The 24,319-nt window shown below is 66.5% G+C and carries 21 protein-coding genes; 5 read left to right on the top strand and 16 right to left on the bottom strand.

Annotated features, from left to right (window positions below):
- Positions 1 to 181: 181 nt before the first annotated feature.
- Positions 182 to 1,417: an MFS transporter gene (locus FGL91_RS16720; RefSeq protein WP_153244394.1), complete on the top strand. Its 1,236-nt coding sequence runs from the start codon at positions 182 to 184 to the stop codon at positions 1,415 to 1,417.
- Positions 1,414 to 3,033, top strand: coding sequence for an amidohydrolase (locus FGL91_RS16725; protein WP_153244395.1), 1,620 nt, complete (start codon positions 1,414 to 1,416; stop codon positions 3,031 to 3,033). Before FGL91_RS16720 ends, FGL91_RS16725 begins: the two co-directional genes overlap by 4 nt.
- Before the next feature lie 79 nt (positions 3,034 to 3,112).
- Here FGL91_RS16725 and FGL91_RS16730 read toward each other — a convergent pair whose 3' ends face one another.
- From FGL91_RS16730 to FGL91_RS16755, 6 genes are all read right to left on the bottom strand, one after another.
- On the bottom strand, positions 3,113 to 3,667 hold the full coding sequence (locus FGL91_RS16730; RefSeq protein ID WP_227991692.1) for a hypothetical protein: 555 nt from the start codon (positions 3,665 to 3,667) through the stop codon (positions 3,113 to 3,115).
- A 13-nt stretch (positions 3,668 to 3,680) separates the two neighbouring features.
- Positions 3,681 to 4,772 carry an ATP-binding protein gene (locus FGL91_RS16735; RefSeq protein ID WP_153244396.1) on the bottom strand — a complete coding sequence of 364 codons (1,092 nt, stop codon included), beginning with the start codon at positions 4,770 to 4,772 and terminating at the stop codon, positions 3,681 to 3,683.
- A 120-nt stretch (positions 4,773 to 4,892) separates the two neighbouring features.
- Positions 4,893 to 5,255, bottom strand: coding sequence for a hypothetical protein (locus tag FGL91_RS16740; RefSeq protein ID WP_153244397.1), 363 nt, complete (start codon positions 5,253 to 5,255; stop codon positions 4,893 to 4,895).
- A 48-nt stretch (positions 5,256 to 5,303) separates the two neighbouring features.
- Positions 5,304 to 6,050, bottom strand: a complete 747-nt coding sequence (locus tag FGL91_RS16745) for a DNA alkylation repair protein (protein ID WP_153244398.1) — start codon at positions 6,048 to 6,050, stop codon at positions 5,304 to 5,306.
- On the bottom strand, positions 6,047 to 6,526 hold the full coding sequence (locus FGL91_RS16750) for a MarR family winged helix-turn-helix transcriptional regulator (protein ID WP_153244399.1): 480 nt from the start codon (positions 6,524 to 6,526) through the stop codon (positions 6,047 to 6,049). Before FGL91_RS16750 ends, FGL91_RS16745 begins: the two co-directional genes overlap by 4 nt.
- Positions 6,527 to 6,598: 72 nt before the next feature.
- Entirely contained in the window at positions 6,599 to 7,066 is a 468-nt protein-coding gene (locus FGL91_RS16755; RefSeq protein ID WP_153244400.1) for a VOC family protein, read from the bottom strand.
- A 102-nt stretch (positions 7,067 to 7,168) separates the two neighbouring features.
- Between FGL91_RS16755 and FGL91_RS16760 the strand changes: the two genes are divergently transcribed.
- On the top strand, positions 7,169 to 8,176 hold the full coding sequence (locus tag FGL91_RS16760; RefSeq protein ID WP_153244401.1) for a helix-turn-helix transcriptional regulator: 1,008 nt from the start codon (positions 7,169 to 7,171) through the stop codon (positions 8,174 to 8,176).
- Positions 8,177 to 8,234: 58 nt separating this feature from the next.
- Entirely contained in the window at positions 8,235 to 8,669 is a 435-nt protein-coding gene (locus FGL91_RS16765; protein WP_194239261.1) for an NUDIX domain-containing protein, read from the top strand.
- A gap of 153 nt (positions 8,670 to 8,822) precedes the next feature.
- Here the strand turns inward: FGL91_RS16765 and FGL91_RS16770 are convergent, their stop codons facing one another.
- The 5 genes from FGL91_RS16770 to FGL91_RS16790 form a co-directional block, all read right to left on the bottom strand.
- Positions 8,823 to 9,299 (bottom strand): hypothetical protein, encoded by a 477-nt coding sequence (locus FGL91_RS16770; protein ID WP_153244403.1) that lies wholly within the window; start codon positions 9,297 to 9,299, stop codon positions 8,823 to 8,825.
- A 143-nt stretch (positions 9,300 to 9,442) separates the two neighbouring features.
- Positions 9,443 to 10,039, bottom strand: a complete 597-nt coding sequence (locus FGL91_RS16775) for a GNAT family N-acetyltransferase (protein ID WP_153244404.1) — start codon at positions 10,037 to 10,039, stop codon at positions 9,443 to 9,445.
- Positions 10,036 to 10,644 (bottom strand): TetR/AcrR family transcriptional regulator, encoded by a 609-nt coding sequence (locus FGL91_RS16780; protein WP_131491319.1) that lies wholly within the window; start codon positions 10,642 to 10,644, stop codon positions 10,036 to 10,038. The genes FGL91_RS16775 and FGL91_RS16780 overlap by 4 nt, the downstream gene beginning before the upstream one ends.
- A 104-nt stretch (positions 10,645 to 10,748) precedes the next feature.
- Complete coding sequence (locus FGL91_RS16785; RefSeq protein WP_153244405.1) at positions 10,749 to 13,106, bottom strand: phosphoketolase; 2,358 nt, start codon at positions 13,104 to 13,106, stop codon at positions 10,749 to 10,751.
- 284 nt (positions 13,107 to 13,390) lie between these two features.
- Positions 13,391 to 13,891, bottom strand: coding sequence for a winged helix-turn-helix transcriptional regulator (locus FGL91_RS16790; RefSeq protein ID WP_153244406.1), 501 nt, complete (start codon positions 13,889 to 13,891; stop codon positions 13,391 to 13,393).
- A 172-nt stretch (positions 13,892 to 14,063) separates the two neighbouring features.
- On the opposite strand from FGL91_RS16790, the gene FGL91_RS16795 reads away from it, so the two are divergent.
- Positions 14,064 to 14,627 (top strand): dihydrofolate reductase family protein, encoded by a 564-nt coding sequence (locus FGL91_RS16795; RefSeq protein ID WP_153244407.1) that lies wholly within the window; start codon positions 14,064 to 14,066, stop codon positions 14,625 to 14,627.
- 281 nt (positions 14,628 to 14,908) lie between these two features.
- On the opposite strand, the gene FGL91_RS16800 is transcribed toward FGL91_RS16795, so the two are convergent.
- The 5 genes from FGL91_RS16800 to mobF all read right to left on the bottom strand — a co-directional run bounded on the left by FGL91_RS16800 (position 14,909) and on the right by mobF (position 24,309).
- A complete protein-coding gene (locus FGL91_RS16800; protein ID WP_153244408.1) occupies positions 14,909 to 15,994 on the bottom strand; it encodes a hypothetical protein in 1,086 nt (361 codons plus the stop codon).
- Positions 15,994 to 18,267 carry an ATP-binding protein gene (locus tag FGL91_RS16805; RefSeq protein WP_153244409.1) on the bottom strand — a complete coding sequence of 758 codons (2,274 nt, stop codon included), beginning with the start codon at positions 18,265 to 18,267 and terminating at the stop codon, positions 15,994 to 15,996. Before FGL91_RS16805 ends, FGL91_RS16800 begins: the two co-directional genes overlap by 1 nt.
- Positions 18,264 to 20,078 carry a DNA cytosine methyltransferase gene (locus tag FGL91_RS16810; RefSeq protein ID WP_153244410.1) on the bottom strand — a complete coding sequence of 605 codons (1,815 nt, stop codon included), beginning with the start codon at positions 20,076 to 20,078 and terminating at the stop codon, positions 18,264 to 18,266. Before FGL91_RS16810 ends, FGL91_RS16805 begins: the two co-directional genes overlap by 4 nt.
- A 177-nt stretch (positions 20,079 to 20,255) precedes the next feature.
- The gene (locus tag FGL91_RS16815) at positions 20,256 to 20,606 is read right to left on the bottom strand and encodes a sulfate permease (protein ID WP_153244411.1); all 351 of its coding nucleotides are present in this window, start codon (positions 20,604 to 20,606) and stop codon (positions 20,256 to 20,258) included.
- A gap of 157 nt (positions 20,607 to 20,763) precedes the next feature.
- On the bottom strand, positions 20,764 to 24,309 hold the full coding sequence (mobF, locus tag FGL91_RS16820; protein ID WP_153244412.1) for a MobF family relaxase: 3,546 nt from the start codon (positions 24,307 to 24,309) through the stop codon (positions 20,764 to 20,766).
- Between the last annotated feature and the right edge of the window lie 10 nt (positions 24,310 to 24,319).

Raw genomic sequence — 24,319 nt, forward strand, 5'->3', positions numbered from 1 at the left:
GGTGGGCTCGCTTTCTCCGGAAGACCGGACATGAAGATCGGGGTTCCGCACGAACCCTCTCCTGTGCATAATAGTGAACACCATTCGTTGACGAACACCATTCGTTTATGAAGTCGTGCCCACCGACGCACGCCCTCTGCCCTCCCTCGCGCACAATGCCGTGCCCTCCCCTTGGAGCCTCATGACCACTCTCGACCTCCGCACCCGGATCCCCCTCCGTCTCCCCACCGCCACCGCCACCTTCGCCATCGGGATCGCGGGATACCTCGGGGTCAACCTGTCGCCGTACATGATCTCCGCCGCCCAGAGCGGCCTCGGAATCGACGTCCTCTCCGCGAGCTGGCTGGTCACCGCGACCCTCCTACTCACCGCGGTCACCGGATTGGCCATCGCCCCGCTGTGCGCCGGGATTCACCGTCGGACCGTGGCACGCGCCGGCCTCAGCCTCGCCGTGATCGGCTTCGCGACCGCCGCGCTCGCCCCCGCGGCCATACTCCCGGGCCTGCTCCTGGGAGGAGCAGGAGCCGGCGGTGCCGTCGCCGCTTCCGGCGCCGCCCTCGCCGCCTTCCGGAACCCGGACCGGGTCGCCGGCTTCAACGGGCTCGCCAATCGCGGTGTCATCACCGTGGTGCTCGCCGTGATCCCCCTCATCGGGCTCGCACCGATCGACGTCTTCGGCACGCTGGCCCTGTTCAACCTGATCGGCCTGGTCGCTTCAGTGTGGCTCCCCGCCGCACCGGTCGTCGCTCCACAGGCGGGAGCAGCCGTCGCCGAGGCGATGCCGATCGAGATCCCGCCGACCGGGACGGTTCGTGTCTCCCCGGCCCGCTCGCGGAAAGTCACGATCGCGGGCTTCGGGCTCCTCATCACGTTCGCGCTGTGGGCGGTGAGTGAGGACTCGCTCTGGGCCATGGCCGGGGTGATGGGCGCGGAACAAGCAGCCCTGACACCGGAAGGCCTCGGGATCGCACTCAGCGGCGCGACCGCGGGCGGACTCCTCGGTTCGGTCCTGCTCATGATCGTCGGTGCCCGTTTCGGGCGCGCCGTCCCTCTCGTAATCCTGCTGATCGCCGGTGGAGTCCTGAAGATCTGCGAAGGCTTCGTGACCGACCCGACCACCTTCATCGTCGTCTTCATCGCCTGGAACTCCGTGTATGCCATCGCGTTCATGTACTTCGTCTCGACCTCGGCCGCACTGGATGCCGACGGCCGTTGGTCGGGCCCGCTGCTGGCCGTTTACCTCGTCGGATCAGCGCTCACGCCGGTGATCGGCGCAGCGCTCGTCGGCGCCCTCGGCTACCAGGGCTTCGCCGTCGCACTCGGGATCGCGAGTTTCGTCCTGGCCATCCCCACCGGAGCCATCGCCCTGGTCTCGACCCGCTTGGAACGCCTCACCGCACAGGAGAACGACGCATGACCCGCACCCTCTACCGCAACGGCCGGATCTTCACCGGAGACGAATCACGATGGGCCGACGCAGTCGTCGTCGACGGCGACGTGTTCGTCCACGTCGGATCCGACACCGACGCGCCCGCCGCGGACACGGTGGTGGACCTGGAAGGTCGCACCGTGCTCCCCGGATTCACGGACGCGCACACCCACCTGCTGATGATGGGCGAAGCTCTCGGACAGGTGGGGCTCACGGATGCCACCTCTCTCGAGGAGATACAGCGCCGACTTCGCGGGGCTCGCGAGGCGGCATCCGGCGTGCTTCGCGGGCGCGGCTGGCTCTTCGATGCGATCCCGGACGGAGAGCCGACCGCCGCGATGATCGACGCGGCCGTCGCCGACATCCCAGTCTACCTCGACGCGAACGACTACCACTCATGCTGGGTGAACACGGCGGCTCTCGCGGAGCTGGGGATCACGCGGGACACACCCGATCCCCTCGGCGGACGCATCGCCCGCGACGCATCCGGTGAGCCGACCGGAATGCTCTATGAGACCGCCGCACAGTTGCACGCCTGGGCGCACCGCGACGCGAACACGACCGACGCGCAGCGCGATGCGGCGGTCCGGCGAGTCGTGTCCGCCTACATCGCCGCCGGTGTGACGGGGGCGGTGGACATGGCCTTCGATGAGCTCGGACTCGCCGCACTCGCACGCGCCGCTGAGCGCGGCGAACTGCCTCTGCGTGTCGCCGCGCACTGGTTCGTCGCGAACACCGGCGACGACGCCGCGAACCTCGCGCAGGTCGAGCAGGCCGCCGTGCACGCCTCGACGCCGGCGGCGGGGGCACGCGTGCTCGGCATCAAGCTCGTCCTCGACGGCACCATCGATGCCTGTACGGCAGCCATGGGCGCGCCGTACGCGGACGGCACCAACGCGGGGCCGATCTGGCCCGCCGAGCGCCTGTTCCCGGTCGTCGCGGCGGCGGATGCGGCCGGGTTGCAGATCGCCATGCACGCGATCGGGGACGCCGCGAGCACGCTCGCCCTCGACGCGATCGAGCACGCGATCGCGACCAACGGTGAACGACCGCGCCGACACCGCATCGAACACCTCGAGTACGCAGCGCCGGGAACGGCGGAACGGATGGCGCGCCTCGGCGTCACCGCCTCCATGCAGCCTGTGCACGCCGACCCGGCGATCTTCGGGAACTGGGCGGCACAGCTCGGAGACGAGCGCGTCGACCGTGCGTTCGCCTGGTCGGAGTACGAGCAGGCGGGTGCGCTCCTCGCCTTCTCCACCGATGCGCCGACCGCTCCGCATCAGGCGCTCCCGAACATGTTCGTCGCGTCGACCCGAGCGTCCGCGCTGGTGCCCGGTATGGCAGGCGTGCACCCGGAGCAGGCGCTCCCGCTCGAACGGGCGATCGCGCATGCCACGCGAGATGCGGCGACGTCGATGGGCGACGGAAGCTGGCGCGGACGTATCGCCCCCGGATCCGCGGCCGATTTCGTGGTCCTGGACGCCGATCCGTTCAGCGGAGATCTCGAGACGCTGCTGAGGGCCCGGGTCGTGCAGACCGTGATCGCGGGACGCACGGTCTTCGCCGCGTCGTCTCCGCCCGCGCGACGCGAGAACTCGTGATCCTCACCTGACGGGCGCGCCGCCTATCCCGGGTCGCCGACGTGCCCCGGAGCGGCCACGCCCTTGACCGTACGCGCCGTCAGTGCACGAGAGCCTTTAGAACGACGAAGACGAGCCCGAAGGATGCGGTTCCGAGGGCGCCGAGGACGCGGACGAAGAAGGGACTCCCCCGGCGGAGGAAGGCGACATAGCCGAGGAAGGCGAGGATCACGACTCCCGACCAGAGCGCGAGGTCGTTCGCGAGCCCGTCGGGGATCACCCGCGTCGTTCCCGCGAGCAGGATGACGGCCGGGACGGTCGCGGAACTGAGCATGCCGAGGGAGTGCTTCACGGACGCGGCGAACGCTGCTCGCACGCCGACCGCTTCCCCCTGCTCACGTTCCGCACGGTCGCTGACCCTCGCCACCGTTCCGGCGTAGACGTGGGCTCCCCAGAACACGAGGACGGTGACCGCGACGGTCAGGAGCACCGCGAACGACGTCTCGCCGTGCGCGGACGACACCGCGACGAGGCCGCTGACCAGAATCGTGCCGTACACGGCCGCTTCGGTCCCGAACCCCGACCTCAACGCTCGGTGGACCCGGAGGATCCCGTCGTCGGCAGCCGATCGCCGCGTCTTCCTCTCGTCTGTCACACCGAACACCCTCTCAACGTTCGGCACGCAGCGGTACCTTCACGTCTCCTCCGGCTTCCTCCGTGATCCGCGCCCCCATCTGCACGAATGTCGGCGCCGAGATGAACCCGCCCGCGAAGAGGGCCTGCCCCTGCACGAACTCCGCGGAGCGCCGGATGGCGTCCTCCGAGGCGAACCCGAACACGTCGGCCAGTTCCGCGAGGTCACGGGGCGCGTTGACACGCATGAGCGCCAGGTTGTCACACTGCGAGAGCACGTTGGGATGGATCTTCGTCGGCCGTTGCGTGGAGAGCAGCAGCCACAGCCCGAACTTCCGCCCCTCGGCGGCGATCTGCACGAGCTGTTCGGTGAGGGCCCGCTCGACCGCGGTCTCAGGGTTGGGTGAGCAGAGGTTGTGCGCCTCGTCGATCACGATCAGCACGGGGCGCCGCTCTTCACGTCGCGCCCAGAGATGTTCGAGCACCGCGAGGGCGGCGACCTTGGGTTCCGCCGGGTGCTCGAAGCCGCCGAGGTCGAGGACCGTGACACGCGGCCTGTCATCGACGACGTCGACGACGGAATTCGCACCGCGAGACCACAGGTTCCACTCGAGCACCTGCAGATTCTCGATACGTTTCGCGAGCCTCACTTTGGCAGGGTCGGCCGACGCGAGCAGGTCCGGCACCATGCCGCGCCCGTCCAGGCTCTCGGCGTCCTGCTCCAGATGGATCAGGGCGTTGTACTCGTCCGCGTCCGCGATCGGGTCCATCTGCAGCACCGCCGCTTTCGAGGCCGCCGAGAGATCGACGAACCGCGCGTGCAGTCGTTCCCCCTCCCCTGCCCCGGAACGGAACACACGGATGTCCGATGCCGCGACTCTGGCCGCATCCGCCTCGTTCGCCGTGAGGCGCGTCTCCTGCAACCGGGTGAAGTCCCCGTTCGGGTCGAAGACGACCATCGGCAGCTCGGTCTCCAGAAGGAGCTGCTCGAGCACCACGCCGAGCGCGTAGGTCTTGCCGCTTCCGCTCTGACCGACCCAGAACGTGTGTCGGTTGAAACGCCTTGCATCCAGCGCGACTTTGGCGTTGGGATCGCCGAGAGCAGTTCCGATCGTGAGGGTGGTCATCGTTCCGGTGGGCCTTTCGTTCGAGATGCTGTGGCGATCCGATCGGATGCGATCGCTTCACCGAGGCGGTGATCGACATCTTCCTTGATCGAGCGCCCGTTCACCAGTGCAGAGGTGCTCTCACGCCATCGCGAAGCCCGGTGCCCAGGCCACCACCGCGTATGACACGAACGGCGCGGACGCGAGGAGGACCACTCCGACGACGAGCACACCCCGCGCGCGACGGAGCAACGCCGGGACGAGGGCGAGGAGGTAGACGGCGATGACGATCACGGTCATCACCAGCGCGCTCCCCTGACGGTGAGACAGGAAGCAGTTGCTCGTCGGCGGATCCACCGCGGCGCAGACGAGGGGCCCCACGGGCACGGCCACGAGCCAGATGAACGCGATGGTTCCGAGGGTGAGCACCGTGGCGAGAAGCATCAGCACCCACGGAAGCCGCCGGCGCACCGGGCGCTGCACAGCGGAGGCGGACGTCATCATGAGCCCAGCGTACGGAAATCGCCACGGTGCCGTGCACCTCGCCGGGAGCTACAGGGATCGGAGGCCGCGGCGGATGATCCTCGCGGTGCTCGTCTCCACGCTCTCGGCCGTCCAGCGCTCTCCGAGGGCGGTCGCCCAGTCCGGTCGGGTCTTGGCGGCGTCGTTGATCCAGTTCGCGACCGAGTCCTGCACGTAGCGCGAGGGATCGGCTCGCAACGGTTCGAGAATCGCCTCTCCGAGTTGCGGATCGGCTTTCAACGCGGGGATGTGCTTCGCCCACACGCCTCGGGGCCGCAACGTCTCGCAGGCGAACCTCCGAACCCGCTCCGACGCATGGTCGGTGAGCGCCGCGAGTGCCGGGATACTCGCGGCGAGATCTGCCGCGAGCGGGACGCGTACCGTCATCCAGGCCCACTCGCGCACACCGAAATGCGGGTCGCCTGCAGCCGGCAGCACGAGTCCGATCAGGTCCGCCGGTGCCTGCGCGCTCGGTGCGGCGGTGAGCGCGAACCAGCCCCAACCGCGCACGGTGTCAGAGACGTGCTCGGTCAGTGCGGTGCACGCCTCTGCGCCGAGCTGCCCATGAAGGGCCACGCCGATGGCCTGCATCCGGGCGAGGATACCGAGCGGTTGCGCCTCTCGCACCGCCGCGCGCAACGCCTCGGGCGCAGCGGGCAGCACATGATCGAGCAGCTCGCCGTGATCGATGGTGAGGATCTCGGCGAGCGTGCGCGACTCCGCACGGCCGGACTGAACGGCGTGGGCGTTCGCGGCCCCGCGGCTGGCGACGGTCACGGGGTTTCGTCCAGGCGCCGCTGAATCGCGGCGAGAGCAGCCGACGTCGCACGTTCCTGATCCGCAGAGACATCCACCGCGATGACCGTCAGCCAGTCACGGTAGATCGGGCTGAGTTCGGCCACGAGCGCTTCGCCGGCCGAGGTAGTCCGGAGGCTGAGTGAGCGGCGGTCCCCGCTCACGGCCGCCCGTTCCAGCAGGGCGGATTTTTCCAGGGCATCGGTGAGACCGGTGACGGTGGCCCTGGTCACCCCCAGTTGTTCCGCCACCTGCCCGGGCGCGATGCCGGGAGTATCGCTCACTGCCAGGAGCACCGCGAGGCGACCCTCCGACAGCCCGTACCGGGCAAGGATCTCCGCACAGGCGGCGTCGATCTTGCGTGCCGTGGTCAACAGCCCCAAGATGAGCTCCGCGCCAGGCCCGCTGCCCGCCCGTGATCGCAGAAGCTCGTGTTTCAGATCGAGAATCTCATTCATTAGCCGCCATATTATCAGGCGGCTACATCGTAGCGGCCGGCCCCCACTGAACGAGGGCCGGCCGCGGCCCGATCAGGCGCCGCGTGCGGGCTGCACGTCGATCACCCAGGTCACGCCGAACCGGTCGGTGAGCATTCCGAAGCCCGGGCTCCACGGCGACGCGGCGAGGGGCTCGACGACGTCCGCGCCGGCTGCGAGCGCGTTCCAGATCCCGGTGACCTCATCGAGCGTCTCGCCGCGCACAGACTGGAAGAACGTGCGATCGGTCACCGTGACGCCGTTCTCACGACGTGTGCTCCCGGCGGTGCGCGACGTGTCAGTGGTGTCCTGCCCAGGGATGTCGTAGGCCATGACGCGGAACCCGTGGTCGTTCGCGACCTGGCCGAAGAGGATCTTGTCCGCACCAGGGGCATCTGCCGGCATGCCGAGGTCACCGTAGGTCGCCGCGACGACGGTGCCCCCGAACACGGACTGATAGAAGTCGAGCGCCTGACGCGCCGTACCGGGGAAGTTGAGGTGGGTGGTCGTGGTGATGCTCATCTGCGTGTCCTTCTTCTGCGTTGGTCACGGCGGGATGCCGTGACCCCACACTGCAAGAAGTAGAGGACAGGATGAGTCCTCTACTTCGCGGATACTGGAATCATGTCGGGAACGTCTTCACGCATGCTCGCGCTGCTCTCGTTGCTGCAGTCGCGCCGGGACTGGCCGGGACACGTGCTCGCGGAGCGGCTGGAGGTGACGACGCGCACCGTCCGCCGAGACGTCGACCGGCTACGGGACCTCGGATATTCGATCGCCGCGATCAAGGGGCCTGACGGTGGCTACCGGCTCGCGGCCGGAGCAGAACTTCCACCGCTGCTGTTCGACGATGAGCAAGCGGTGGCGATCGCCGTGGCTCTGCAGAGTTCCCCGTCCACCGGAGTCGATCTCGACGAGGCCGCGGCGCGCGCACTGGCGACCGTGCGACAGGTGATGCCGTCGAGGTTGCGCCACCGGATCGACGGCATCCGCTTCACCGACACCGCAGCCGAGTCGCGGGTCGACCCGCAGGTGCTCGAAGCGGTCAGCGCTGCTGTCCAGGAGCAGAGGACTCTCCGCTTCGACTACGGTGAGTCGACCGATCGCCCGCCTCGCCGCGTGGAGCCTCACTCGGTCCTGGCGCGGAACGCTCGCTGGTATCTCATCGCCTGGGACCTCGATGTGTCCGACTGGCGCATCTTCCGGCTCGACAGGATGGTCCCGAAGTTCGCCGGAGGCACACCCTTCGCACCGCGCGCTCTGCCGACCGGAGACGCTCTCACCTTCCTCGCAGCGCGCTCCAAAGGCTCGGTCAGCGAGGACGTCTGGCCCTGCCAGGGAGAGTTCCTCCTGCACCTCCCCGCCGCCGACGCCGCGCCCTGGCTCGGCGACGCCGAGATGGAACAGGTCTCCTCCTCCGAGTGCCGCATCCGGGTCGGATCCTGGTCCTGGGCAGGACTGCTGTCGTGGATCCTGCGATTCGACGCCCCTTTCACCATCCTCGGACCCGAAGAGTTCCTCGATGCCGCCGACGGACTCGCCGCCCGCATCACCGGCTCGATACCGTCAGTGCCGATTCGGGGAGGAGCGCACCACGCCGTAGGTCTCCCGACAGCGGCACGACATCGGTAGCCTGTTGCGGGTGCCCACGCCTCTCGCCACAGACCGTCGCGGCAACGTCCTCACCGACTTGTCGATCGCGTCGATCGCGCACCTTGACGAGGCCGCCGAGCGCACGCCCTGCCCGCTCTCACTCGTCGTCCTCGTCGACGAAACGAGGGGCACGGTCCTCTTCGGGTGCAATCGCTGGCGGCAGGAATACGAACTCCCCGGCGGAATGGTCGGCGAAGGCGAGACCTATCACGACGCGGCGCAACGTGAGCTCGAAGAAGAGTCAGGTATCCGCACCGACACGCTCGAACTACTCGGATACGCTCGATTCTCGCTCGCAGACCCGGCGCGTGACGAACTCGGCGCGATCTACGTCGCCAGCGCGACAAACCAATCCCCCCAGGACAGCGCTGAGCTCGACGCCTTCATCTGGAGGAGACCCCTGAGCGCTTCTACACTCGCGATCTCCCCGCTCGACGATGCCATCGCAGATTGGGCTTTGAGAGTTCGCTGAAAACGGCGCCGCTCAAGTGGTTCGTGTCGAGCTGCACGTCAGATCCGAACTGGTCGGTGACAACTGCAGCGCGAACCCGGACTATGGCTCGACGTGGTCTCCGACGGAGATCCTCGACGGCAGAGCGATCGCATGACCACTCCCCTGAGACCCTCAGCCGATGCCGAGGATCCCCTTCGCCACGCCGACGGCCGCGGGCCCGTCGAGGGCAGGGCGGTCTCCCCACTGTCCACCGGTGATGTCGATGTTGATGCCGGGCACGCGGACGGATGTGACGGTGACCGCGGCCACAGCCGTTTCACCGTCGAGACCGTAGGCGATGCCTCCCGCCGCGTCGAGCGCACCGTCAGGGATGAGCGTCAAACCGGCCTGCTCGATGATGTCGGGATCTTCCACCTCACTGGTCTCGCTGGGAACGACCATGACCTCGACGGACGCGAGATCTCCGAGGTCTTCGGGGGCTTCCCACTGACAGTACGCACCGTATTCGTCCACCGCGTTGGAATCCAACGGCACAAGACCTTCGATGTACGGGGCGACATGGGTCGCGACCGTGTCGCAGCTGCCGATCCGGTCGAAGACGTCGGCGACATCGGGGCCACCGTCGACGCTGATCGTCTCGTCCCCCATAGTCGTATCTTCTCCGGGCGGTTCCGGATCCTGCGCAGAGCAGGCGCTCAGGAGAAGAGCGGAGGTGAGCACGAACGGGATCAAGACCGAAGAGCGATTCACCCGAAACACCGTAGCAACGCCGACCACCCGGAGCGCAAGCGCTACGAAGCCACGGCCTTCAGACTCATCGACACGTAGGCGGAGAACCCGGCACGTCCGGCGAACCGCACTCGACGGCTGCTCGACTCCGTGAAGCCGAACTTTCGATAGAGCCCGAGCGCGGGCGCATTCGTGTCTTTGATGTCGCGGAGCACGAACTCGTCGTAGGGCAACTGCAACAGGTGACTCATCAGGGCCGTGGCGACTCCCTTGCCCTGGTGCTGCGGCGCGGTGGTCACGAAGCCGATCTCCGCCAGGCCGGGGCGTGCCCCCTCGTACGCGCCGAGGAACTGGCTCCGGACGATGAAGGAGCACACGAGGCCGCGCAGTCCACCGAGCGTGCGCTGGATCTCTCGACGGTCAGGGTCGAAGCACTCCTGCTGCCCCTCGGTGACCGAGGCGATCGCGGCGGGCTCTCCGTCGACCAGCGCCACGAAGAAGCGGTCGAGGAGGATCATGTGCGCGAACGCATCCGCGAGGACCCGTGGATCCTTCGAGAAGAACTCGAAGTCCTCGGCGAACCCCTGGACGAGGACCTCGGTGATGCGCCGGCGATACGCCTCCCCCAGCGCGTCACCGCGTTCGACTGTGATCGTCATGAAGCGTCCTTTCTCATCAGCAGGCGGAGCACCAGGTCGATGCCCGCCTCGGTCATCGCAGTCGGGATGACCGTTCGCATGCCGGCGATGCCCGAGAGCATCGCGAAGTAGTAGGCGGTCAGCTGCGCCGGATCGCCGTCATCGAACTGTCCAGCCGCCTGCCCCCGACGTACGACGGCTTCGAAGGCATCCCAGAGCGGCCGCTGGGTGCGTGCCAGTCGTTCCGCAGTACCGGCCGGGGTGTCGGAGATGAATCCCTGGTTGATGACCAGGAAGAACTCGGCCTCGCCGTTCCCGTTCATCAGATCGGTCACGAACACGCGGGTGAACTCACGCACCAGGACGACCGGGTCGGCATCGGCGGAGAGCATCGCGGACGCTGCGACCAGACCGGATGACGCCTGCTCGAGCAAGGCGTCGAACAGCGCCTCTTTGCTGGCGTAGTGGCGATAGATCGAGCCGGCGCTGAGGCCGGCCTCGTCGGCGATGTCTTTGATGCTCGATGCGGCGAACCCGCGCCTCGCGAAGACGCGCACGGCTGCGGTCTCGATCCGCTCGCGTGTGGCCACGCGCAGCGCGGCGTTCTGCTCCGGCGATCTCACCATGGTCACCCCTTTGAAATGAATTTATCTTCATTATATGGCGTGCGGTGAGAAGATCGCGCTCGATCCGGTATCGCGCGTGCCGCGACTGGCTCGGCGACGGAGATCTATCCCGGCCAGCGCCAGTCGGCGATCGCCGGCTCGTCCTCGCCGTGTTCGCGGGTGTAGGCGCGCGCCTCGACCCGTCGGTTGTGCAGCTCCTGGCGGAGAGTCGCGTGGCGCTCGGCCGCGCCAGGCACCCGGTCGAGAACGTCGATCACCAGCTGGAAGCGATCGAGATCGTTGAGCAGCACCATGTCGAAGGGTGTCGTCGTGGTGCCCTTCTCCTTGTAGCCGCGCACGTGAAGGTTCGCATGGTTGTTCCGCTTGTAGGTCAGCCTGTGGATGAGCCACGGATAGCCGTGGAAGGCGAAGATGATCGGCCGGTCAGTCGTGAACAGCCCGTCGAAGTCGGCATCCGAGAGCCCGTGCGGGTGAGCGTCCTCGGACTGCAGCCGCATCAGGTCGACGACGTTGATGACGCGGGTCGCGATCTCGGGGGCCCGCTCGCGCAGGATCGCCGTGGCGGCGAGCATCTCCTCGGTCGGCACGTCCCCCGCCGCCGCGAGGACGACTTCGGGCTCCTCACCGTCCGATTCGGTGCCTGCCCACGGGAGGGTGCCGAGTCCGCGGGAACAGTGCAGGATCGCTTCGTCCATCGTCATCCACTGCGGGCTGTCCTGCTTGCCTGCCACGACGACATTGACGTAGTCGACGCTGCGCAGACAGTGGTCGTAAGTGCTCAACAGCGTGTTCGCGTCGAAGGGAAGGTATACCCGGACGATGTCGGAACTCTTGTTGACGACGAGGTCCAGGAATCCGGGGTCCTGGTGCGTGAAGCCATTGTGATCCTGTCGCCACACGTGGCTCGACAGCAAGTAGTTGAGCGAGGCGATCGACGCGCGCCACGGCACCTGCGTCGACGCCTCGAGCCACTTCGCGTGTTGATTGAACATCGAGTCGACGATGTGGATGAACGCCTCATAGCTGTTGAACAGGCCGTGCCTTCCCGTGAGCAGGTAGCCCTCCAGCCACCCCTGGCACTGATGCTCGCTGAGCACCTCCATGACCCGGCCCGCACGCGCAAGGTGCTCGTCGAGGTCGAGGATCTGCGCGTTCCACTGCTTGTCGGTCGCTTCGTAGACCGCGGGTGCCAGCCGATTGGACGCGGTCTCGTCCGGACCGAACAGCCGGAACGTGCGCGGGTTGCGCCGGATCACCTCGGCCAGGTAGCGGGCGAGAACCGCGGTGGCCTGCGCGTCCGCTGCGCCGGGCGACTCGACCTCGACCGCGAACCCGCGGAAGTCCGGGAGGTCGAGGTCCTGCCGCAGCAGACCACCGTTCGCATGAGGCGTCGCTGACATGCGGTGATCACCGCCCGGGGCGAGAGCGACGGTGTCGGGCAGCGGTGCACCCGAGTCGTCGAACAGCTCGTCGGGCCGATACGACCGCAGCCAATCCTCGAGTTGCCGCAGGTGCTCCTCGGTGTCCCGCGCGGAGGGTAGCGGAACCTGGTGTGCGCGCCACGTGCCCTCGACGGGGAGCCCGTCGACCTCCACCGGACCGGTCCACCCCTTGGGGGACCGCAGGACGAGCATCGGCCAGACGGGGCGGTCGGCCGCAGCCCCTTCGCGAGCTGTCCGTTGAATCGCGGCGATGCGATCCAACGCGGTCTCGAGTGCGTCGCCGAACCGACGGTGCACATCCTCCGCCGCATCCGTCGCCTCGAAGGACACGATGATCGGGTCATGGCCGTATCCGCGCATCAGATTGACGAGTTCCTCTTCGGGGATGCGCGCCAGCAGCGTGGGATTGGCGATCTTCCAGCCGTTCAGGTGCAGGATCGGTAGCACTGCACCGTCCGAAACCGGGTTGAGGAATTTGTTCCCGTGCCACCCGGTGGCGAGCGGACCCGTCTCGGCTTCACCGTCGCCGACGACGCAGAAGACCGTCAGGTCGGGGTTGTCGAAGGCGGCGCCGTACGCGTGGCTGAGCGAGTAGCCGAGCTCGCCGCCCTCATGGATCGACCCGGGCGTCTCGGGTGCCGCGTGGCTCGGGATGCCTCCGGGCGCGGAGAACTGGCGGAAGAGTCGGGTCATCCCGGTCACGTCACGGGTCACGGAGGGATAGCGCTCGGTGTATGTCCCGTCGAGCCAGGCGTTGGCGACCATCCCCGGGCCTCCGTGGCCCGGTCCTGCGATGTACAGGGCGGAGAGATCGCGCTCGCGGATCAGCCGATTCGCGTGGGCATAGATCAGATTGAGCCCGGGAACGGTCCCGAAATGGCCGAGCAGGCGTGGCTTGACATCGTCGACCGCGAGCTCGCGGCGGAGCAGCGGGTTGTCACGAAGATAGATCTGTCCCACGCTGAGATAGTTGGCAGCACGCCACCACGCGTCGAGTTGCCGGATCTGTTCTTCTCTCATTCGGGCATCTTCCCTTCCTCGGGACTCGCGTCTGATCGGGTGCGGACGGGGACCTCCACCAACAGTTCGTCGTCGACGAGCTCGAGAAGCGAGATCAGCACGAACTCACGGGCGTGGGCAGAGCAGATTGTTCGGTTCGATCGCCGAAACGCCACGGTACGAGGCGTGCCCTCGCGCCACGAAGGGGGTTGACAGCGGTCGCGCGGCGATGCCGAGACCCGCATCGGCCCGCCCGACCAACGGATGCGGTCTGACACGTCCGAAGAATGAGCGCAGAGAATCAGCTAGGCGGTACCCGATCGCTCGCGCTCCGCGAGATACGCCGCGGTGAGATCGTCGAGCACGCCAGCGGCGCCGTCGGCGCGCGGGAGCCCCAGGTGCACTTCACGGAGCTCATCCATGAACGTGTCCCAGAGCGCGGGGCCCCCGTTCTCGAGCAGTTCTGCTCGGATGGCGAGCTCGGGAGAGGCAGGAAGGTGTCGTCGACCCCACGCGCCAAGGTGGGCGAACACCGGCACGAGCTGGATCGACGGCTCGGTCAGGCTGTAGAGGAGCTTCTGCTTGTGGGACGGATCCGCGGCACGCGAGAGCATCCCCAGGTCGACGAGTCGAGCGAGCCGGTTCGCGAGGATGTTACTGGCGATGTGCTCTTCCGAGTTCGCCAGCAGTTCGCCGTAGTGGCGGCGATTGCCGAACATGATGTCGCGCAGCACGAGAAGCGACCACTTGTCGCCGAAGACCTCGAGCGAGAGGTTGATCGGGCATCCGGATCGGTGCGTGTCCACTTTGCGTCCCCTCACGAAACCACTTGCAATATACCAGTGGTCATGCCTACGCTCAAACCAATTGCCCTACACAAGTAGTTTGGAGCTCACATGACTCTCGTGCTCAGTGACATGGCGAATGCCGCCGACGGGTTCGCACCGAAGCATCTCGACGACCGGAACGGATGAAGCCATGGGCAAAGTCGCGTGGGGGTTCACCAGCTCGGTCGACGGCTTCATCGCCGGTCCGGGGCACGACATGAGCTGGATGTCAGCCGCAGAGCCGGCCCCCGAGGGGATGACAGCGGGCATGGCCGGCGACGTCGGAGTGATCATCTCGGGGAGAGCCGGCTATGACGCCGCGAAGGCTCAGCGCGACGAGCGCGACGAGATGACCGCCGAAGCGTACGGTGGCGCATGGTCAGGAACAGAATTCGTCCTCACGCACCGACCCGACGAGATCGCCGACGATCCGACGATCATCCCGCTCGACGTCGACATCGTCGAGGCCGTCCGCCGTGCCAAAGTCATCGCCGATGGCAAGGATGTGCAGATCATCAGCGCGGACATCGCCCGCCAAGCGCTCGAGCACGACCTCATCGATGAGCTGCAGGTCTTCGTCGCCCCGCTGTTCCTCGGCGACGGCATCCGGATCTTCGACGTCCCCGGCGGCCGACGCTACGACTGGGAACTCGTCGAGACGTACGAGGGTGCAGAGAGGAGCTTCGGCCGGAGGTATCGACCCCGGCGCGACTAGGACGTTTCTCGACGGGCAGGAGAACGCCGACCGCGACGCGCGCGACACTCCGACGGAAACGACGAAGCCCTGGTGGAAGTTCCTCCCACCAGGGCTTTTCGGTCGGGCTGACAGGATTTGAACCTGCGACCCCTTGACCCCCAGGTGGTAGGCGTGGGGCTCATATCCCACCTGAACTGGGGTTTTGCTTTTCAGGAGCATGCTCTGCGCGTCACGTTTTGCAGGGTTTGCAGGCTGTTGGTCACCTGATTGGTCCACTTCGCTGCGGGACCGAACCTGCACTATGCGCTGGCCGACGACGCCGACTCAAGGCGCTCTTTGATCAGTTCCGGGTCGAGATCGGGCACACCTATGCGCCCTCGGAAGTGACTGTGCTGAACAAGAAGTGCTTCTGAGAAGGGGCTCACGAGAGAAGCGACCGCATCCATCGCCTCAAGCGCATCCGCTGTGACGGACCGGACGTTCTCAAGGTCGATTACGAGGTCCGGAATGTCTCGAAACGCAGGAAGGTAGTGGTATCTACCCTGTGTTGCCATCAAGACATCCTTGCGAAGTTCTCCCCATTTTCCCGAGGACTTCGTCGCCACCCAGTCCAGATACTTCTTGTGTGTCTTGAGCTGTCCCGCGCGAGCTAGGAGGACTAACTCGAACTTCTTCTGCTCGAAATCACACGCCGGCGTCAAGACCACCCACCAATCACCATCAGGCGCCCGGAGCACGTCCCCTGGGGCACGCATGTCCGATGCGGGCGGGTAGATGTAGCGATGGCTTGGATGGGCGGTGAATGAATGCTCGCGGTCTTCGTCCAGAATGCGCGCAAGCCTGCTGATGAGCACCTGCGCGACCGTGGCCGGGTCTACGCCATCCGTGTATTCCGACCAATGCGGGCCGAGCTCGGTCCACATGTGCTTCGTGAGCACGGACGTCACATGATTCTCGATGTCGGCGATCGTGTCGACTGTACGACTGGTGATGGCCGCCTCGACAGCAGCCGGCAGCTTTTCGATGTCGCCCTTGCCGAGCACAGCGACAAGCGGTGCAATGGCCTCTTCTTCGACCTTCTCGGGAAGAGCGGTCCAGAAAATGACCGGAGCGAATCTCGCTTCCCTGATCTCACGGAACACCGTGTGCCCGACGGTCTCGTCAACCGGAGTCAAGTTCGTGGCATCGCGTCGGACATCGAGGACGACCACATCGCTTCCACCGTCCTTAACGATGTTGAAGCCCTTCTCGAAGTCGGTCTCGATCGAAACCTCGACGTCGATATCCGGGTTCTGCTCGAACACGTCGACGATCTCACGCTGGGCGTCTGCCGCCATCTGAGGGTTGTCGTCGATGATGAGCACGCGCCATGTCTTTCCAGTCATCAGACGCGCCTCCTGAACGTGGCCTCGAACGTCGCTCCGCCGAGGGGACCTTCTTGGACGAGAGCCAGCTCGCCACCATAGATGTCTTCGACCATGTTCCCCACGATGCTCAAGCCAAGGCCGACACCGTCTGGTTTGGTCGAGAAGTAGGGGTCGAAGATGCGGTGGCGAAGATCGTCGGCCACGCCTGGGCCGGAGTCGCTGACGATCAGCGTGAGCGACGAGTCGGCGTTGTTGCGGGCGTCCACCCTGACTCTGCGCTCTGCGTCTCGTGGCTGCGTAGAGACCCAGTAGATCGCGTTCTGGATCAGATTGACGAGCACGAGCAGTGCCTCCGCCTCATCGAGTCGAGTTGAGATGTCCGCATCCCCGGCCGCGAGACTCACACCGCGGTCGTCCGCCTCAACTTGCATGATCGAGATCGCCTTCTCGATCAGCTCGCGAGTCCGTACTTCCTTTGGACGTCCCCGCTTGCGCCCGCCGAAGGGCTCGATCTGGTTGAACAGCGCCGCCAGTATGTCCGCTTGGTCTGCGGTCTCCCCCATCGACTTCTGAGCGATAGCGATCTTTTCGACGGCTGACAGAGTCGTCTTTCCCAGGTCGCGTTTGCCGAAGCGCGAGATGTTCTTCAAGCGCGTCACGACGGTTCGCCCGTCGTGAAGGATTCGATCAACGAGCGATCCCAGCGTCGCAAGACGCGAGTACCGGGATAGGACTTGCTGCACCTCGACGACGCCTTCCTGGATGTCACGGTTCTTGTCGTCGATCAGCCCGATCAAACGGGAGTCCCCGGGATAGTTCGCTGCGAGTGCGGCACGAATCTCACCCAGATCGAACCGCTCGAACAAGCCGCCCTTCTTGTCGGGCTGCGATTTTTCGGGATGGCGTGCCTCGTAGCGACGACGCTCCAGCTCGTTGAGCGCCGCCCGCACGAGCGTTTGGAGATCGGAGTATGCCGCGCCGGCGAGGAAACCTTCGCGGTTGGACTGGTCCTTGAGCCCTTGATTGGCATCGGCGCCGATGAACACGTGGCCGACGATCTGATTGTTCGAGAGTCGGAGGGTCGGACTTTGGACTCGTCTGAGGTCAAGGCCGAGCCAGTCGTCGCCGCTCTCGCCAAAGGGCAGGACGCGGAAACCGTCTCGGTAGATGCTGACGCCGGCGACATCGTCGAGAGTCTCCCGGAAGCCTTTTAGGTCTTTCGGCGTTGGCGGCGGCCCGTCCGGGCTCGACGCTGTCAGCGTCCGCTGGATCGCGTCCTTGTCTCGGTCCCAGACGTTGATCTCAAACTCGAACGGTCCGGCTTGCGGGGCACGCTTGTCGTTGTTCCAGAGCGTCTTCTCGCCGAGGTCGTCGTCAACCGCCGGTTCCTGCTGGACGTAGCGAAGGGTTGCAACCCCGTTGGCGTCGACCGACCCGCTCAGCCGGTAGTGCGGTGTCCTCAGGTCGCTGGACGGATCGATCGGACCCGCAAAGCCCTGTAGCGACTCGGGGACATCCTCAAGCTCTACGAGAATCTGGAAGTCGGGTTGCGCTGCCTTCTGGCCTTCTTCGGAGCCATCCGCCTCGACCGCGTCGATTGTCACGGCATGGTCGGTGGGACGTGGACGGATCAGCCGAGTCAATGCTGTGCGGAGCTCGATAAAATCTTCCGCATTCCAGGGATGAGTGAGCTTCTCGATCCGGAGGAGCGTCCCTCGACCGTGTGTCCAGGTCTCGCTGCCGGACTCGGAGAAGACAGAGGCGGCTGGGCCGTCCTCCGAAAAGATGTCAGGGTCGCTGATCTCCCAGGCCACCTCGATCTCGTCAAGATAGGCATCCTCTCGATCGAACTGTGACCAGTCGATGAGGAGGTTGATCTCGCGGGCATCGGCTTTCCGTGTGACCAGCAGAAGCTCGTCGCCGAGCCTCGCGGCCGCCAATCGCCCGATACCTTTTTCGCCGAGGACTCGGCGTCCGCCGTCGCTCTTGGGCTTGCGTCGTTTCGTGTCGGTGGCGATGTCGAGCCAGGATCGTTGAAGTGTGGGCACGTCCATCCCGTGCCCGTCGTCCCACACTTCGATGCGGCCTTCTCCGCTTTCCAGCGGACCTTCGAATCGGATGAGGACCGTGGTGGCATCCGCATCGTAAGAGTTCTTGACAAGTTCGATTAGAGCGACCTTGTCGCTGCTGATGAGGTCATTGCCGAGGGTGCGGAGCAGGCGTGCGCGGGGCCTCAGCGCGCCCCTTCCGTCAGGAGCGTCGCTGGTTGCTTGTGAGGCGTCGTCGTTCATAAGGCCGCCTTCGTTCTGGTACCCGTGCTCGGCGTGGCTTTGATGAGCGCGCGGGCTTCGGACACGGTGATGAAACGCAGCGCGCTCATTCTGAGCGCGGCGTCAGGACCGCTGGACACAAGCTGAGCGAGAGCGACCTTGATGTCAGTGTGGAGGCCGGTCTGGGCCTCAGGCAGGTCCATGAGCATAGCGACGACGTTCTTCACGCGTTCGTTGACGATCAGTTCGTTCCCTCCTCTGAGGAGGGAGAAGAGCTTGCGTTGCGCCGTTCCCAGCGAGGCGGCCACCAGCGGGGTCCAGTCCACGGCTCCCGGCCCGCGCAGCAGCTCGCGAAGCGACTGCTTCTTCGTCTTGCTCAGCGCGTGTACGTCGATGTGCTGGAGCGACGCAATGGAGAGGTCCTGCACTCCTTGGAGCGGAAGCATGATGGAAGCGGCGGACTCCTTCGGGAGGCGATGGAGGTCAAGCAACGCGACGACGGCCGCAGAAGCGGCAGTCATCTTGGGTCCGGGATAGAGCCACCACGTGGACTCGCGCTGCTGTCGTCCCCACGCGGTGAGTCGATCGCGCATCGCGGGCAGGGAAGCGACGTCCGTCCGCGGAAGGTCAAGCGGGAGAACCATCTCCGCGACGACGCGGCCGAGGATCGGAGGAACAGCGTTCCCGATCTGTCGGAACGCGTCGCTCCTAGTGCCCGCGAATCGGAAGTCGTCAGGGAACGTCTGGATGCGCGCGGCTTCTCTCACTGTCAGCGTCCGGTGCTCGGCCGGATGGATGTACCAGTAACCGTCCTTCGCTATGTGGGCGGTGATTGTCCTGCTCAGATCGTCCCAGGGCAGACGCTTGTACTTGTCGTTGAAGGTGTCGGACCGATAGCGCTTGAGACGATCCGGAAGGTCCGAGTAAAGCGTGGACGACGTCATGAGCTCGAACGCTTCCCTGTCGTCTGCGCGCACGGGACGAGTCATATGGTCGTAGATGACGCCCGTCTCGGCGGAGGCACCTAGTGCCTTCGCGAGTTCACTCTTGGGCTCGCCGGAGTATGGAAGTTCCCGACCGCCAGTCGTGTCATTCAAAGACGGGAGATCCTCAATGGCATCGCGGACGGTCGGACGATAGGGGCTGGGCGATGGCCACCCGGGAACGGCGCCGTCGCGTCGGGCTTGAAGGATGAACCTCTTGCGGTGTTGCGGCACGCCATGCCGCCAAGCATCGAGTAGCCGGTAATCGACCATGTAGCCGGCTCGTTCAAGGATTTCCGCGATCTCTCGGATCACGATGAGGTCATCGCCGATCGCCATATCGGGGACGTTCTCCATAAGCACGGCGCGAGGCTGCAGCGCCGTCACGACGTCGATGAAAGAGCGCCATAGCTCCTTGCGGGCGTCGACTGCATCACGCACGCCATCCTCGACAAGGCTGCGGATCTTGGCCCTGCCGGCCCTGCTGAACGGCTGGCAAGGCGGCCCGCCTGCGATGAGATCAATGCCCAACGGACGCAGCTTCTCGATCAGCGCGCCGACCTGGGCCTGATCCGACATATCGACGTCGAGCGCCTGCCCGCGAAAGTTCGCGCGGTGCGTCTCCAGAGCGGCCTTGTCATGGTCGACAGCGGTGACCACAGTCCATCCGGCTGCCTCCACGCCCGCGCCGAGGCCTCCTGCTCCCGAGAACAGGTCAATGGCAAGCGGGCGTCCAGCTTCCTTCTCGGCGGCGCACCACTCGGCGAACTTCTCGTCATCGGGGGCGTCCGGATGTCTCGAAAGGGTGAGAGGCGCTGAGCGTTCGAGCTTCACTGCATACTTCGCCACGCGTCAGCACTCCTTCCAGACTTTGGCGTTCACCTCCAGGAGAACACGACCGATACCGTCGGGGTGGACGACGCGCCGAGCCGACACGACCCCAAGATCACTCTACTGCCCCGCCACAGACACGCGAGAAAACTCCTGGTCAGCAGCCCATCGACGCACCTGCGCCGTTAGTAGGCATCACGCTGGGGTTGGGCTGCCACGTTCGAGGCTTCGCGCAACGCGGTGCGCCCGGTGGTCGCGGAGAATGGCGCGGATCAACAGGATCACGGTGATCGGGCCGTTGAGGATCAGCTTGATCGAGTTCCACGCGCACAGCAACACCACGAGGTTGAGCCAGCCAGGCCCGCCGGCCTCGATGGTCGTCACGCACCAGTAGGCAGCGAGCAGGTACGGGATCGCGAGAAGCATCACGGGGATGCCCCAGCGCAGACCTCTTCGGGTGCGAGTGGCGGCGATGAGGAGGTTGGTGGGCGCGTAGCTGAGGATGCTGTGGGTGCGGACGCTGGCCGCCCAGATGAGCCGGAACATGGGCATAGTCCTTCAGGGGTTCGGCGACAAGAACCTGAAAGGACCGCCCGTAGCGTGCGGGGTGGCCATACCGTCGCGGGGAGCGACAGCGCCAATATAGAAATCGCCTCGTCCTCCACTGTACGACGGTGGCCTGACATCGGGAAGGGCACCGGACTCACAGCGCGCGGCGGACCGGCTCCAGTTCCGGCCTACGCTCCTCCCCCGCTCCACGTGCGAGGCCACGTGCCCGGTCGAGGGCGGCGCGGGCTCGAGCGGCGTCGATCTTCTGCGCATCATCATCGGCTGCGGCGCCGAGCGGGGTTGGGTCGGTGATGCCGTACCTGTCGCGGTAGGCGGCGACAGTGCGAGCAAGTCGCCGCCAGGTCGCCGTGGTCTTGGCATCCTTCGGCGGTGTGCCGAGAGTCTTGGTCCAGCCGTCCTGTTCGGTGAGCGCCGCGTCCAGGAGCACGTCGGCTCGGGCCTCGATGAGGTCGCGTCGCTCGGTGAGCGCGTGGCGGAACTCGACGCTCATCGTGCCGGTGGCCTCGGGGACCAGTCCGGCGATCAGCCGCGGCGTCTTCCGGGTCCGCCCCGATCCCGCCGGCCGCTGGGTCGCGCGGGCGAGGCGGTAGTGGAGGACGGCGGCGATGTCGTCGGCGTCCCTGAACCCGCGCGCTCGCACCAGGCGCGGCAACAGATTCTCGATGTCGTGATGGTTCGCCTCAGCACGCCGCAGTTCTGCGGTGAGCGCCCCGAATGCCGGGGAATGGATCGCGGCTTCCGTCTCCTCATCGGTGAGCCCGGAGGAGGAGACGAGCGTGACCCATCGGTCACGTTGCGCGGCGGCGGCGATGGTCTCGTACTCTGCGGCGAGCTGGCCGATGTTCGCCCAGGCGTCTTGCTCGGCGGTGATGCTCTCGTGCGCGGAGAGCTCGGCGCCGACGTGTCCGAGCACACCAAACAGCACACTTCGCGCGGTCGCTTCAATGTTGTCGCCGGGGTGCGGGCCGTCGTGGGAGTCGTCGGGCTTGTCGATGGCGACGTAAGCGATGTTCGTCTGCCGTCCGCGAGTCAGCGCGACATACAGGTTCTCCCTGGTCATGGCCGCGTCGACCAGAACGTGCGCGGTGTCGACGGTGATGCCCTGTGCCCGATGGGAGGTCACGGCGTAGCCGAGGTCGAGGTGTTCGGCGACGTAGTCGGCGGGGAGGACGACCGATCCTCCCCAGCGGGCCGTCGCGCGACGCAGCGTGAGCGACCCGTCGTCTCGGACCTCGGTGACCGTCCACCTGTCCCCGTTGCGAACCCACCCGCGTCCCGCGCGCAGGCGGCGGTCGTTGCGGCGCGTAATGACGCTGTCGCCGACCGCAGCGCGGGTGCCGTCATGGAGTTCAACTTCACGGCGCGGGTTCACGGTGCCGTCGAGGATCAGATCGGTGCGAGCACGCTGGTTGAGGGCGAGGACGGATTCGTTCGAGTCGGAGACCAGCACCGTCGCCCGGCCAGCTTGCCGGTCGGCGCGCCAGGCGGCGTACGCGGCACCGACCATCTCCTCTGTGCCGCCGCTGTGGATGCGGCCGTGGTCGAGGTAGGTGTCCATGACCTCGTTGCGGCCATGCCGCAGGCCCAGGGAGGCGGTCTTCTCCCACTCGTTGGCGAAGCGGTGCACGTCGACCAGTTCGGGAGCGTCGTCGCGGTCGCGGACGAGCAGCGAAAACGCGCCGCCGGCATCAACGGACTGGAGTTGGGCGTAGTCGCCGACCAGCAGCACCTTGGCTCCGGCCTCGGCCGCGAGGTGGGTGATGCGGTCGAGGGACAGGGTGCCGGCGAGGGAGGCTTCGTCCACGATGACGAGCTGCCCCACACCGAACGTGTCGCCGTACGTGAGATGGTTCTGCCACCACTTCGCGGTGTTCTCGGTCTGGATGCCGAGGTCATCGGCGAGGACCTGCGCCGCGACCGCGGACGGCGCCAGCCCGACCACGCTGCCTACGCCGTGTTCGTGCTCCCACGCCCGGCGCAGCGCGGACATGGCTGTGGTCTTGCCCGCGCCGGCAGGGCCGACGAGGACATCGACGAGCCGGCCGGAGACAGCGACCTTCGCCAGCGCGGCGGCTTGGTCGTCACCGAGGGTGTGGCCCTTCCTGTCCGGTCGTGCCGCGATCTTCTCAACGGTGGCGAGCGGGACGGTCGGGCCGACGGTCGCGCGGGCACGCTCGAGGAGCCGGTCTTCGGCGGCCAGCAACGTCTCGGAGGAGAACACCGCCGAGTGCTTCGGCCGGAACACGCTGGTCCCGTCCGGGCGGCGAAACACGGCCGGGCTCGATGCGAGCTCGGGCGGGGTCAGCCGCAGGGATGCGGCTTCGGCGGCGTCCACGACCAGGCCGACGATCGCTTCCCGGTCCGTGGTGGACGCGAACCTGTAGCGCATCGTCTGCCGTGCCGCCTCGGCCGTGAGGTTCCAGCGCCGCCACGTTGATCGCTTCTCGCCCACGACATCCACGACCGACTGCCCGAGCGTGCCAATCACGTCCAATGGCATGTCATCCGCGCGCAGCAGCAGAGGCGTGTCCTTCGCCGTCACGATGCGAGCCCACGAGGTTGCGTTCTGGCCGAGGATGCGGCCCGCCCGCTCCCGCCACTCGGCCGTCAGGTCCGCGAGGGAGCGGACCTGCTTCTCCGGGCGGGTGCTGAGCGTGGCCTGCGCACGGAGCTTGATGATCGTCGCCGCAGACGGCTGCCGACCGCGCTTCTCGACGTATTCAGCGATCAGCCGATCCTTCTCGACATCGATGTGCCGGGACCGGGACGAGAACTCCACGACCAACTCCTCCGACACCGAGGCGACCGCCCAGGCGGGGTTGCGGTCGCGGCCCATCTCGCGCGCCTCCCACTCCACGCCGAACGCGCGGGTCAGGTGGTCGGCGAATACCGCCTCGTGCAGCTCGGAGAGCGCGACGGTGGCGGCGTGCATCGGCCGCCCGTCGAGAGAGCGCCATTTACCGTCGAGGACGGTCTGCACCTTGTTCGAGATGACGACATGCGTGTGCAAGTGCGGGTCACCCGCGCGCGAGTCGTAGTGGTCGAACGCTGTGGCGACCAGCCCGTGGACATCGACCTGCGCAACCGCGCCGTCGCGGCCGGTTGCACCTGCACGGGTGGCTGCAACCTCACGCTCCATGAACGCAACCACTTCCGCAACCGCCGCATGATGCGCGTCTGCAATGAGGGCTTGCGTCCCGGCGTCTGAGACTGCCCATATCACGGACGCGGACTTCGGGACCGAGAACGTGAAGTCGTAGCCGGCAACCGCGCGCCGCGTCCCGCGCGCGACCTCCTCAGCCTGGATCGCCGCGACCGCCTCAGCCCGGGCGCTCGACCCGAGCGTCGGGTCGAGGGCCGAGACCCGCTCAACGACCCGCTCGGCCACCGGCCGGTACTCGGGGTACGCCCGACCCAAAGGTGCCCCGGTGATCGGGTCACGACCCATGCCGACCAAGAGCTGGAGCTGAGATTCGGAGACCTGATCGCCCTTGGCGATCTGCCCGCCACCGAGAGCCCCCACGCCGGAACCGAGCCAGAAACCCGGCGGGCTTCCCTCCTCGGCGTAGTAGCGCGTCAACGGCGTCGAGAGCGACCTGTCACCGTCGCCCGCAGCGACGGTGCGTAGCAGGTACTTGTAGCCGTCGCCGGCGCTCATCACGCGCATCGAAACGGTCATACTCGTAGGT

Origin of the sequence: Microbacterium sp. CBA3102, from assembly GCF_007954505.1 — a bacterium.
GTDB classification, from domain to species: Bacteria; Actinomycetota; Actinomycetes; order Actinomycetales; family Microbacteriaceae; genus Microbacterium; species Microbacterium aurugineum.